At 34.2% G+C, this 11,282-nt stretch carries 15 protein-coding genes; 9 read left to right on the top strand and 6 right to left on the bottom strand.

Annotated elements, in window-relative coordinates; genetic code table 11:
• Window positions 1-28: 28 nt before the first annotated feature.
• From AN490_RS00355 to AN490_RS00330, 6 genes are all read right to left on the bottom strand, one after another.
• Window positions 29-400 carry a hypothetical protein gene (locus tag AN490_RS00355; protein ID WP_299998840.1) on the bottom strand — a complete coding sequence of 124 codons (372 nt, stop codon included), beginning with the start codon at window positions 398-400 and terminating at the stop codon, window positions 29-31.
• A 689-nt stretch (window positions 401-1,089) separates the two neighbouring features.
• Window positions 1,090-1,950 carry a hypothetical protein gene (locus AN490_RS00350; protein ID WP_299998837.1) on the bottom strand — a complete coding sequence of 287 codons (861 nt, stop codon included), beginning with the start codon at window positions 1,948-1,950 and terminating at the stop codon, window positions 1,090-1,092.
• 592 nt (window positions 1,951-2,542) lie between these two features.
• Window positions 2,543-2,953 carry a hypothetical protein gene (locus AN490_RS00345; RefSeq protein WP_299998835.1) on the bottom strand — a complete coding sequence of 137 codons (411 nt, stop codon included), beginning with the start codon at window positions 2,951-2,953 and terminating at the stop codon, window positions 2,543-2,545.
• A 113-nt stretch (window positions 2,954-3,066) separates the two neighbouring features.
• The gene (locus AN490_RS00340; protein WP_299998833.1) at window positions 3,067-3,843 is read right to left on the bottom strand and encodes a phage regulatory protein/antirepressor Ant; all 777 of its coding nucleotides are present in this window, start codon (window positions 3,841-3,843) and stop codon (window positions 3,067-3,069) included.
• 70 nt (window positions 3,844-3,913) lie between these two features.
• On the bottom strand, window positions 3,914-4,063 hold the full coding sequence (locus AN490_RS00335; RefSeq protein WP_299998831.1) for a ribbon-helix-helix domain-containing protein: 150 nt from the start codon (window positions 4,061-4,063) through the stop codon (window positions 3,914-3,916).
• A 446-nt stretch (window positions 4,064-4,509) separates the two neighbouring features.
• Window positions 4,510-5,013, bottom strand: a complete 504-nt coding sequence (locus AN490_RS00330) for a hypothetical protein (protein WP_299998829.1) — start codon at window positions 5,011-5,013, stop codon at window positions 4,510-4,512.
• A 1,240-nt stretch (window positions 5,014-6,253) separates the two neighbouring features.
• Here AN490_RS00330 and AN490_RS00325 point away from each other — a divergent pair.
• From AN490_RS00325 to AN490_RS00285, 9 genes are all read left to right on the top strand, one after another.
• Window positions 6,254-6,916 (top strand): hypothetical protein, encoded by a 663-nt coding sequence (locus AN490_RS00325; protein ID WP_299998827.1) that lies wholly within the window; start codon window positions 6,254-6,256, stop codon window positions 6,914-6,916.
• Between the two features lie 45 nt (window positions 6,917-6,961).
• On the top strand, window positions 6,962-7,768 hold the full coding sequence (locus AN490_RS00320) for a hypothetical protein (RefSeq protein WP_299998825.1): 807 nt from the start codon (window positions 6,962-6,964) through the stop codon (window positions 7,766-7,768).
• A gap of 2 nt (window positions 7,769-7,770) precedes the next feature.
• Window positions 7,771-8,016: a hypothetical protein gene (locus AN490_RS00315; protein WP_299998823.1), complete on the top strand. Its 246-nt coding sequence runs from the start codon at window positions 7,771-7,773 to the stop codon at window positions 8,014-8,016.
• Window positions 8,017-8,264: 248 nt separating this feature from the next.
• The gene (locus tag AN490_RS00310; RefSeq protein ID WP_299998821.1) at window positions 8,265-8,633 is read left to right on the top strand and encodes a hypothetical protein; all 369 of its coding nucleotides are present in this window, start codon (window positions 8,265-8,267) and stop codon (window positions 8,631-8,633) included.
• A 35-nt stretch (window positions 8,634-8,668) separates the two neighbouring features.
• Window positions 8,669-9,133 carry a hypothetical protein gene (locus tag AN490_RS00305; protein ID WP_299998819.1) on the top strand — a complete coding sequence of 155 codons (465 nt, stop codon included), beginning with the start codon at window positions 8,669-8,671 and terminating at the stop codon, window positions 9,131-9,133.
• A gap of 57 nt (window positions 9,134-9,190) precedes the next feature.
• The gene (locus AN490_RS00300) at window positions 9,191-9,895 is read left to right on the top strand and encodes a hypothetical protein (RefSeq protein WP_299998817.1); all 705 of its coding nucleotides are present in this window, start codon (window positions 9,191-9,193) and stop codon (window positions 9,893-9,895) included.
• 41 nt (window positions 9,896-9,936) lie between these two features.
• On the top strand, window positions 9,937-10,314 hold the full coding sequence (locus AN490_RS00295; protein ID WP_299998815.1) for a hypothetical protein: 378 nt from the start codon (window positions 9,937-9,939) through the stop codon (window positions 10,312-10,314).
• Window positions 10,315-10,396: 82 nt separating this feature from the next.
• Window positions 10,397-11,002 (top strand): hypothetical protein, encoded by a 606-nt coding sequence (locus AN490_RS00290; protein WP_299998813.1) that lies wholly within the window; start codon window positions 10,397-10,399, stop codon window positions 11,000-11,002.
• Window positions 11,002-11,217 (top strand): hypothetical protein, encoded by a 216-nt coding sequence (locus AN490_RS00285; protein WP_299998811.1) that lies wholly within the window; start codon window positions 11,002-11,004, stop codon window positions 11,215-11,217. The genes AN490_RS00290 and AN490_RS00285 overlap by 1 nt, the downstream gene beginning before the upstream one ends.
• Window positions 11,218-11,282: the final 65 nt, after the last annotated feature.

Below are 11,282 nucleotides of genomic sequence, written 5' to 3'. Positions count from 1 at the left end.
GTGATGAAGCAGGAAGTAAACACTAAGGTTATCGCTGTCCAGATGTGTCTAGACTTTGGTAATTTTGGGTAAGTTTTATAGAACGGTAATAACTCTTCCAATTTTTAATGATTGTTTTAATGTTGTCATCATTCCCCCCATTTAAAGCTGTATCTTTTATTGCCTGAATCCAATCTGGTATCCAATTTACACTCATATCTTCTTCAGTACATAAAGCTACTGCTGCATTTTGTATCATAGTAATTACATTACTATTTACTTCGATCCAACTAAGACTGCCCATAATTTTATACCCACCTCTTGCCTTCCATCTTTCTTCTATGGCAGGACTATAATACTCAAGTAACTCCTTCATCCTTTCATTTAATTTATTAATTTTATTAATTGTAGATTCCTGCATAATCCCACCTGGTTAAGTACCTACCCACAATAAGGTATCCTATACCTCAAGTCAATGATTCAGGTCACTATAATGCGATCGCTTTGTAAATGCTTACCATTTGATTACTGAAGGATAACTGCTTTGTTGGGAAGTGAGTCTACCAATATTTTATGGTGTAAATAGTCTATTTTTAAATGTTAAAACGATAGAATTTAAAATGGCTGTAATCATTATATATAGAGGGTTACAGCCATTATTAGTATACATATTTAACAACCTATAAGGGGGCTTACCTTGCCTTCTGACTCTTGTTTTCCATCTGACTCTCTGCCTTTTGACTAACTATCTTTTATCTTACCTACTCTTTTACCTTCTTTTATACTAACTTTATCTAAAAAATATACTTACTATTTATTTAACATACAAATATACTAAATATACTTAATCTATACTTTAAAACGATAGAATATAAAATGGCTGTAACCCTTATGTGAAAAGAGATATAGCCATTATTACTATCTATATTTAACAACCTATAAGGGGGTTTTCCCTTTGTCTGCTGACTCTTATCTACCTGACTTTTCCTTACCTGTTTTCTGACTTACCTGCTTCTGACTTATTTATCTGGCTTTCTGATTTCTTACCTTACCTGTTTACTTGTTAAAAAAAAATAAATAAAAAATTTACTTACCATACTTACTGATTTTCTAATCACTTATGCTTTCTTCCCAGTCATACTCAGTACCATCATCTTCTTCCATCAACTCTTCTATTTCAGTTAAATCAAAAGGTTTCTCCTCCAATGTTGGGGTTTTAAGACCAGACATTTCAGCAGCCTTCCTTACAGCTTCATCAGGTATAGTACCTATACAAATCAAACCATCATGCTCATTTGCAATTACCTTATAGTCATAGTTAACACTTTGATTAGTCAGTGCATGAATAAATGCGGCTTCCTGACCTTGCATTACAAATGCTGCCACTTTTGATTTTACCTTCCATACTTTATATTTAGCTTGTAAATCATCTATACAAAGCTCTTTTCCAGTAGGATTTTTTATGTACTTCTTACCACTTTTACCTGCATAAGCTACTGCTGGAACCCATTTATTTAGTAACCAATCATGCCATATATCTAGCTGTACTTTTAGTGGTTTTACACATTCTAGGAACTTTGTTTGATAATTAACCAGTAATTCTAAGTCACCATCTGCTTCATCTTCCAATGTATCTAAAATACTATTTAAAGGTTTACCACCTTCTTCTAGTAGAGCATCCAGTTTACTTTTTACTTTACTAGGAGAAGTTGTATAAGCACCAAAAAGTAAGGCACATAGACAAGTCTTCCAACAATCTACACTAATACCTACTTTAGCTGCATACTCTTTTTTAGCATTAGGGTTATCCCTATATTGAACCAACCATGTAGTATCTAAATTAGCTAACTCAAACTGTTGAATTAACCCATTAATCTGAGAAGCTTTGAGGTCATAATTCTTTAAGTTTTTTATACCCCTGTAAGCTGCTGCCTTAGCTCTTCTGGAAGCTGATTGCAATCCTCCTTTCATTTGGCTAACTCTCCCTGCTGGTTGAACTTTATAAGCTGGTTTGTAAACATATATACCTGGAGCTATCTCTTTAGGATTTTGACCTGTAATTGACCCAATAGAGTGATGATCATTTATAAGTCGGCATTTAGCACTTTTATACCTTTTAAGAGCTAATTTCTTTGCCTCCTCAGTTGAAATCTCATCTGCTGCAATCCTATCATACTCAGCTTTTAAAGATAATCTGGCTGCATTTAAATCTTTTATATGGGAATTAACAGCAGCTAGATTAAAGTAACCTTCCTTGATTAAATCAAGTGCTGAAGTAATTAATTCAGGCTCCTCATTACCATTCTCATCAAATTTTTGGTGACCTAATGCTACATTAGATGCCCTTCCTGTAAAAGCATTATATCTTTTTACTTTAACTAGTTGTTCAAGTTCTAAAAACCCTCTTTCAAAGAATTCATCAAATATAAACTCAGGAATTTTAAACTCTCTAGATAACCCTTGAGCATGAGAATAGGTACTAACTTCTAGTAAACCTTTATGGCTCTACCGCTCCCTTTATGATATTTTCGGTAAAATATCCCTGAAACCCCTACATCGCTTATTAATTTAGATTAAACCCATGTACACCAATGGTTTTGGATATATTAAAAGGATGTTTGATCATAAGGGGAACGGTAGAACCACCTTTATCAACAAACTTAATCCAAGAAGACTTGGGTATATTTTCTCTAATAAACAAAGCAGATACAGGTATCCACTCACCCTTCTTCTTTTTTAAACTTGCAATGGTACTTACTATTAAGTGGCAGTAAAGTTTTCTATTATCTTCAATCTCCTTTTCAATTAACTTAACACTTTTCTTCTTACCAGTTTTCTCATTTACCTCTTCAATCTCTATTAAATCCAGTATTTCATCAATAAAATCCAATTGAGATTTAATAACTTTGAGATGGTCTGAAATGTAAGCTCCAGAAGAGGATTGAGCATTAAATATTTTGTTATTTTTAGGCATATCTAGTATATTAATTGTAGTAAATGTAATTGTGTATTATGATATGTGTATATTAATTCAGGTAAATTCAAAAAGAGAGAAGTTTTTAGGCTGCTTTTCTCTCTTTTTTAGTATTAGGCTGCTATATCAGTAGGTAAACTTAATACTCCTACATTTGGAGTAGGGGGTAGAACATAACCATCTTCTATAAGTCTGCGCTTAATAAAGGAAAATCCTTTTGGTGTGGCAAGAGTAACTGAGTTAGTTTTATTGGTATGTGAATTAACTTTAGTTCTAATTACAAAGTAACCTGATTCTACATACTTTTGATAAGGAACATTATTGCCATGACCATCAAGATACAAGATTCCTTTATCTCTAAGCCACTCAAATAGGTTATTTCTACCCATTCCTTTAATAGCTAGAATTTTAGCAATCTTCTCTATAGATAAATAATTCTGATCATTGCAAAGGGAATCCCAATCTTCAGCTTTAGGGGCTAACTCAGCATTTAATAGAAGTAAATTAGCCTTTTCTTTTTCACTCTCAAGTAAAGCTTCCAGAGCTTGAATATAATCACCAGGTAGCTTAGGTTGTTTAGCCTTCCTAGCTTCATCAAAGGCTTTAACTAAATTAATCTTCGCTCTCCTAACTTGAAGAGTATTGTTTGAATAAGTTAATGATAGATAAGCTTGGTTTTCATTAAGATAGTAAAACTCAGCATAAGAAGAAGTTCCCTTAACCCCTACGCTGGTAACGGAGAGGTTTCCAAACTCTTCAAAGTCAGCTATATAAGTCTTAATTAGTTCTTTAAAGTTTTTATGTAGGACTCCTAACTGGTCAGCTACTAATCTTGAATCTACAACTAAGGTATCTTGAATTGTGTAAATGGAAATATTTAATTGTGACATTATATTATGTATATATAGTTAATAATTTAGTTGAGTCTCCTTGCTTTAATTAACAAGGAGATTATTTATTTCAGGAAGGTAAATTGTATTGGTCTAAATAAGATTTAACTGCTTGTCTGAGAACATCTGCTTTATCTAAACCTCTCAGGTTAGCTAGATGTTGTAGCTTCTCATTACTACCTTCATACAGTCTGATGCTTGTGATTTTATCTAATTTCATAATATTAATAATAGTTTGAATTCTTTTATATTACTAATACTATCATGCTAATAGAATCTTAGTCAATAGATAAATCTACATTATTTAGGCAACTCATAAATCCGCCCCCTTCAATAAACACCCTATATATAAATACTATAGAGAACATAACCTTCAGTTTTCTAAAACTTGGTAATCTGTAATCCTTAGTTAATTAACTATTAGAAAATTAATTTGAGTTGTATTTTGCTATTAAACGTTCAACCTAAAGCACTGAAGATTAGAAAACTAATATTAGATTGCTCAGTGAAGTGAACTAGCACTAGAGTCAGTTATTTAATAGTCAGCTAATAGGTATTCAGCTAATGATTCAGTCAGCTTAGAAATAGGTGGCTTAGAAAGTTGTAGCATTTGTAGTATACCATATTACAGCTATCACATATAGTACACTTATACTATCAACAATCTTAACCCAAGTTAGCTTGTATCTGCTCCCATTCAAATTGGCATATAGCCCCAATACCCTGCTGTTTGTTCTGATAATTAATTGAGTAATCTGCACAGAGTTTTCTAAGTTCAGTTGCCTTCATTTGCTTTAACTGTTTCTGTCTAATAGATTTATCATTATCTGATTGATTATTGATCTCCTCTACAGTTAAGTCAACATCATTCTCAGTAGAGATCACTTCAGTCTGATTCTCTAAAATAGAATTAGTGTTATCTGTTTCCACATTGATGCCCTCATCTAATGCCTCCTCATTTATGACTCCCTCATCAGTAGACTCATGATTAGTTTCCATTAATCCTTTAGGCTGTCTACACAAAAATTCCTTAACTAAAGTAAACAAACCAGCTATTACTAAAAACAATAAGTTAACTAGTCTTAGAATGAACTTAATTGTTGACTTAAACTCATTAGCAAACTGCTCTGATTGAACTACTGTTAATGCTTCTTCAAAGTATGTATTCATGTTAATTAATTCTTTATTTACTGATTATTGATGTGCCTGTCTATTCTTAAAAAAGATAAGTAAATACTGTATTATTAGCTACTTTATAAACTTAGGTTAGCTAAGTAAACTTAGGGAGTATAGCCTCCTGTATGTAGTACATTTGGCTGTCTACTATTTAGTGAGTGATTTAAAAATTACTTATGCTGTCTGTTTAGTAAAACACTGTCTACTATTTAGTGAAGTGTATTTAACTCAATGTGAGGGGCTAACTATGTGACTACTGAAGCTTTTAGCTCTGTTGGTGAGTAACCTAGATGTCCTATCAGTGAGGGGCTAACTATGTGACTACTGAAGCGTATTGGCTCAGTAGGTGAGTGACAAGAGTTCTCCAAAGGTGAGAAGCTACAAGTCTCTTAAAGAAAAAAGAATGAAGCGTGACCATGATAAACTTAGGGAGTATACACCCAGCTACTCCTTACTAACACAGTTAACTCAGTTCACTCTCCATCTGGTATTAGGTACTAACACTAGGCTTTCCCTTACTACCGGAGTAGTGTAGCTACAGATACTAACACAAGGCTTTCTTTGTAGACTATTCACTGAGATAAAGCGTTCAGGAGTAGACCATTCAGATCTCTACCTTAAACTTCAACCCTCTGTGTCTAGGCACTTTTGAGGGGCGTTACAGTTGCAGAGAGAATAGAAGGCTTAAACTATCAACCCTCTGTGTCTCAGCACTTCTGAGGGGCGTTACAGTTCCTTCTATAGGCTACAGATTAATCCGCACTGTAGAGAATAGATACTTAACAAAGCTAGTCAGCTTCCTAAGAAGTTTTCACTAAGTTAAATACCCATGCCTAACACTAGTCAGCTCACTAGGAGTTTTCATGCAAGGTCTACAGTGGTTTCACCTTTCACCTTTCACCTTAGTCTCAGGCAGAATAAGAACTGACACACAATCCTACTAAGTAGGCAGAATAAGTTCCGCACACAATCCTAAGATCCCTGAATGTTAAGGGCATCCATCAATAAAAAAGAGAGAGTTGTTGCTCTCTAACACACCTACTGTTTTATACCTCCCGCCATTAGTCACCTGCCCCAGCCCACCCTGTAGAAATACATATATATTTAACAACCAAGTTATCTAATTACAAAACTACTTTTATTTAAACTACTATTAATTCATATTTATCATTCATCCCACTTTCCATTAGTTCATTTAATGTATATAATAAATATAAGTAAACTTTTATTTTAGATGGCTACAAAACAAGAACTGTCAGATTCTTATAAAGGAATAAACCCTTCTGGCAATAGAGAATTACCAGTTAAAATTATTCAGTTAGTTGTAGAACAAATTAAATCATTTTTACTGGGTGATGGCTATCAAAAGAAAATTAAGTTCTTAGCTATCAATCCTGATCAGCAAGAACAATTAAATTCACAATTAGAAGAAATTAAACTTTATAATTTACTCAATGATCTTTACATTGATGTCCCTATCTTTGGAGAGGCTTATATTGAGGTTTCTGATGGGAAGCTGCGTCATATTAGAACACTTGATATTGATGACATAAAAGTTGACCCTCTTGACCCATTAAAAGTTGTTTACCTAAAAGAATCAAGAGAGATTTATGACGCTGTTAATAACAAGTATATCAAGGTAAAAGTAGAACATTATCTGACTCTACCCACAGAGAATCAGGCTACTGTAGATTTATTTAATCTGCCTGATTATAAATATTTTGTTAAGGTTGGTGATGCTGAACCTGTAGAAATGGGTGATCACATTCCTATAGTTAGAATAGTGAATTCATTGGATGGACGCACTGCTCAGTCTGCTATTGATAGGCTGATTCACCTTCAGCTTGAATATTGTGAAGTCAGGTCAAGAATTAAGGCTCTACCGCTCCCTTTATGATATTTTCGGTAAAATATCCCTGAATTATTAATTTAGATTAAACCCATGTACACCAATGGTTTTGGATATATTAAAAGGATGTTTGATCATAAGGGGAACGGTAGAACCAGAATTAATCTAAATGGTAAACATCATAAGCCTCAAGTTTTTACAATTGGAACTTCTGCACCTGCGATTATAGGCAGAACAAATTCAGCCCAACTTGAGAGTATAGAGTCACCTACAGGTAGTGCAGCTTTCCAAACAGCATTTACCAATGATGGGGCTAGTATTCTTCATCTTCCTATCTCTAATGCTGCTGCTGAATTGGGGATAACTCCTAAGATTGGCTACCTACAACCAGTAGACTCACCTTATCTTGAAAGACAAAGATTAATCATTCTCCAAGATATTTATTCTTTAACTGGAGTAATGGTTCTTGAGCTACAGAATGCTAGGTCAGCTTCTAGTTCCAGTTCTCTCAGTGTCCTTTATGAACCACTACAGAGAGCAACATTAAGCAGAGCTAACTATTTAATTTCAGCTATCAAAACTATATTCCTAGAGTTAGGCATTGACATTCCTTTTAGAGTGGAATTACCTGACATGATGCCTAGAGATTTACAAGATAAAAAACTGCAAATTGAGGCTGTTAGACATAAGTTAATTTCCAGGAAGAGATACCTAGTTGAAGTTGAAGGGCTAACTGAAGCGGAAGCACTCAAGGAACTTGAACAGCTAGACAATGAAAAGGGATTAAATATTCAATATTCTGCTGCTATAACTGACTCTAAAGATACAATTAACACTGATAAAGATACTTTATTTGAGGATAGTGCTTACTCCGCAAGAAGTAATACTGCAATTAATTAATTATGGAAGAACAACAAACACAAGAATTAGATTTAGGGTTAGAAGTCATCACCCCTCCTACCATTGAAATTGATTTTGAAGCTGCTTTAGCTAAAACTAAACCTGATTTTCAAAAGATGGCTAAACTTCTAGGTATTCAACCAAGTGGTAATAATCAAGAAGAAGTGGAAAGTGACCTATTATCTAAACAGCAAGCATTAGAAAAAGAACTGAAAGAAACTTTAGTTCCTAAGATTACAGCTAAGTAGAACGGCTTGAATATCATTTGAGGGCTGAAGCCCTTACTACGAAATCATCTCCAGATTTTTTACATTACTTAATCTACTTTGATTTATTTTCGTCTACTTACTTACTCTTCAATCAGCTTTATCTAAAACTTCAAATAGTCCTACTATTAAACCTGGTGTTTCACTTAATATTAATACCACTGAAGACTCTCGCAAGACTAGAGCTTGGAGAGGTTATTAAACCTACTAAATCAAACTAAAAATTATTTATGTTAAACGTCTATTACAATACAATTCTTTATAGATTTATTGCAGCTAACCATTTAGATGGTTCTATTATCAGTGCTGTAGCATCAGGAGATATCCCTGAAGGTTCAATTATTTCACTTAATAGTTCTGGTCAAGCAGTTCAGTGTAATGCTACTACAATACCTCTTGGTGTTGCCCGTCACGCTGCTAAAAGTGGAACAACTCTTTCTATTGAGCAAAGTTGCATTATTGAAAACAGAGGAGTTTCTCTTGGTTTAACTCCTGGAACAAGAGTATTTGCAGCAGCAGCAGGAGCAGTAGCAGCAACAGGAACTAATGCTGTAGGTGTAGCTTTAACTGCAAATAGAGTTGCAATTGCACTTAGTTAATTTTTATTACTTAATTACTAATTTAAACAAAATATATGACTTGGACTACTCAATTTTTTGGTGAACTTTCTCAATTAGATGCTGAATTAACTAGTATAGATAACATTTCTGTAGTTCAGATAATTAGAGAAGTTGATAATGATATCACCTTTTATAATGACCAAAGTGCTAAGTTTTTTGGACCTCTAACAGAATTAATTTCAGTACCACAAAAAACTGTACGTTACTATGATGGTGAAGATTTAGAAAACTGGAATGAAGCTGCTAGACCTAGTAGCAGAACTTCTCTTTGGGATTATACTCAAGAGATTCCTTTTGAAGAAAAAATGACTGCATTAACTTTAACTACTCGCGCAGTTAAAACAATGACTGCTGATGAGTTAGCTGCTTATGTTCAATCTAAGTTGACTGCTTTCCAAAAAGCTAAGTTTAGTGCTCTCAGACAAGCAATTTTTAATAACACCAATAGGGTTATTATGGCTCTACCGCTCCCTTTATGATATTTTCGGTAAAATATCCCTGAAACCCCTACTCGCTTATTAATTTAGATTAAACCCATGTACACCAATGGTTTTGGATATATTAAAAGGATGTTTGATCATAAGGGGAACGGTAGAACCGTTATTATTGACTCCCAAGCTAAATATCAAACTACAAGTTTGCCATTTTGGAACTCTGCTACTGGTACTAATGTGCCTGCTATTAATGGATATACTTTTGTAGCAGGGGATTTGCAACATTACAATGGTGTTGCTACTGGTACTATTCCTACAGGTACAGATGTTAGAACTCGCTTAATTGATAAAGTGCGGCATCATGGGTTTAACCAAATTGAGATTTGGGTATCTCCTTATGATTACAGTTTGGAAGCATTAACTGGTATCTTTGTACCCGCTGATAACCAGATTGGTAGGTCTTTAATGACTGCAACTGGAACAGCAACTAATGAAAGAATGCGTCCATTTAGTCCCTGGGAAAACCTAGTTGGATTTGTTTACAACTGTCCAATAATCAAAACTCCTATTGTGCCACCTAACTATGCAATTGCAGTTGGAACAGATGGTGGAGCATTAAAAGCACCTTTCTTAAGTCGTCAACATCCAATTGCATCTCTTCAAGGATTGCAAACTGAAGTTAAGTCTAATTTCCCTTTAGAAAATACAATTATGACTGAGGGTTTTGGCTATGCTCCTAACCATCGTGGTGCTGTAGCAGTTCTTCAAATGAACTCTACTACTTATACAGTTCCTACTATAGTTTAACTCTAATCATTTGGAGGGGTAATTCCCTCCTGTAAAACATTATGTTTGCAGATTTAGAAAGATATAAATCACTAGAAAGGGATTTATCAACATCATCAATTGTTAATCAGTTTTCCGGTTTAGTTTATGTTCCAGCTATAACTTATCCAAGTTTTCAAAATACTTTACAAACTGCTGGTGCAGTAACCATAAATGTAGATAATGCTACTTGCACTATACAAGGTAGTGCTACTATTTACCCTGCTTATTTCATTCCAGGTTACACAACTGAAAGTGCTTCTTTAGCTGGCAATTATAACAATGTTATAACTAGTAATTCTGGTTCTACCGTTCCCCTTATGATCAAACATCCTTTTAATATATCCAAAACCATTGGTGTACATTTGAAAATATTAAAACCTCAAATCCAATCGGTGTAGGGGTTTCAGGGATATTTTACCGAAAATATCATAAAGGGAGCGGTAGAGCCAAAAAGATGGAACACAATGTAAAAATAATCTGATGATTGGCTATAACTGTTGTGCTACTCATGGGGGTAAAGCAGCCAAAGCTAGAATCACACATGGTCTACATTCTAAATTAGTTAAACAAGAAAATATGAGAGCAATTAAATCATTATCTGCCAAGGAAAGAAAGGAGTTGTTAGCTACTGATTACAGTAAAGAAACTTTATTAGACAATAGCATTATGCTGTCTGATGCCATGATTGGTAGGCTTATTGACCATCAATCAGAGTTAATAGAAAGGTATAACACAGCAATCCAGTTAAGTGATTCTCTAACGAATTCTTCTCCAAGAGAAGCGGAAGTAATTACCAATAACATCAATGGTTTGAGTAAAGCTATCACTGATTTATCTAAAGTTATTCAGATTCATCAAGCTCAAATTAATGCTACTTTAAAAACCAGAAAAGACCTCAGAGATAAGAATGAAAATGAACTTACACTCAAGGCTTTATATGAACAGTTAAGTGTAGACCCCAAAGAGTTAATCCAAGATTTAGTTAAAGCATACCTAACATCTAATCCTGAAACTAAGGTTGATGAATTATTTGCTCTTAAACCAGCAGATGTGGAAATTGAGTATGAGTTAGGAGATGATGACTAATGGATTTTAACTCTATCCCTTCTGATTTAGAGGGCATCCTTAAGTCAGAAACATTGAGATATCAATTTATTGCTGGTGCTAATGACCCTGTTCTATTTGTTAAGTATTTCCTTGGTGAGAAGGTAAACCATTACTTAAATGAAGTTGAAAGAATACATCCTGAAACAGGTGCAATAGTCAAAGGACATCCTAAGAGGGTGTTTGAAAAGTTTTGAGGGGTCAAAATTTATGCCAGTCGCCGTACCATGATCCGAATCATCGCAAGGTAAATAAACGTCTC

It is taken from the genome of Anabaena sp. AL09, assembly GCF_001672255.1.
In the GTDB taxonomy this organism is placed as follows: Bacteria; Cyanobacteriota; Cyanobacteriia; order Cyanobacteriales; family Nostocaceae; genus Dolichospermum; species Dolichospermum lemmermannii.
Note: the sequence above shows the minus strand (reverse complement) of the source record. Positions and strands in the feature narration are given on the sequence as shown.

Coding starts and splice junctions, on each gene's coding strand:
- AN490_RS00355 (WP_299998840.1), bottom strand. CDS start 400: ATGCAGGAATCTACAATTAATAAAATTAATAAATTAAATGAAAGGATG.
- AN490_RS00350 (WP_299998837.1), bottom strand. CDS start 1,950: ATGAAAGGAGGATTGCAATCAGCTTCCAGAAGAGCTAAGGCAGCAGCT.
- AN490_RS00345 (WP_299998835.1), bottom strand. CDS start 2,953: ATGCCTAAAAATAACAAAATATTTAATGCTCAATCCTCTTCTGGAGCT.
- AN490_RS00340 (WP_299998833.1), bottom strand. CDS start 3,843: ATGTCACAATTAAATATTTCCATTTACACAATTCAAGATACCTTAGTT.
- AN490_RS00335 (WP_299998831.1), bottom strand. CDS start 4,063: ATGAAATTAGATAAAATCACAAGCATCAGACTGTATGAAGGTAGTAAT.
- AN490_RS00330 (WP_299998829.1), bottom strand. CDS start 5,013: ATGAATACATACTTTGAAGAAGCATTAACAGTAGTTCAATCAGAGCAG.
- AN490_RS00325 (WP_299998827.1), top strand. CDS start 6,254: ATGGCTACAAAACAAGAACTGTCAGATTCTTATAAAGGAATAAACCCT.
- AN490_RS00320 (WP_299998825.1), top strand. CDS start 6,962: ATGTACACCAATGGTTTTGGATATATTAAAAGGATGTTTGATCATAAG.
- AN490_RS00315 (WP_299998823.1), top strand. CDS start 7,771: ATGGAAGAACAACAAACACAAGAATTAGATTTAGGGTTAGAAGTCATC.
- AN490_RS00310 (WP_299998821.1), top strand. CDS start 8,265: ATGTTAAACGTCTATTACAATACAATTCTTTATAGATTTATTGCAGCT.
- AN490_RS00305 (WP_299998819.1), top strand. CDS start 8,669: ATGACTTGGACTACTCAATTTTTTGGTGAACTTTCTCAATTAGATGCT.
- AN490_RS00300 (WP_299998817.1), top strand. CDS start 9,191: ATGTACACCAATGGTTTTGGATATATTAAAAGGATGTTTGATCATAAG.
- AN490_RS00295 (WP_299998815.1), top strand. CDS start 9,937: ATGTTTGCAGATTTAGAAAGATATAAATCACTAGAAAGGGATTTATCA.
- AN490_RS00290 (WP_299998813.1), top strand. CDS start 10,397: ATGATTGGCTATAACTGTTGTGCTACTCATGGGGGTAAAGCAGCCAAA.
- AN490_RS00285 (WP_299998811.1), top strand. CDS start 11,002: ATGGATTTTAACTCTATCCCTTCTGATTTAGAGGGCATCCTTAAGTCA.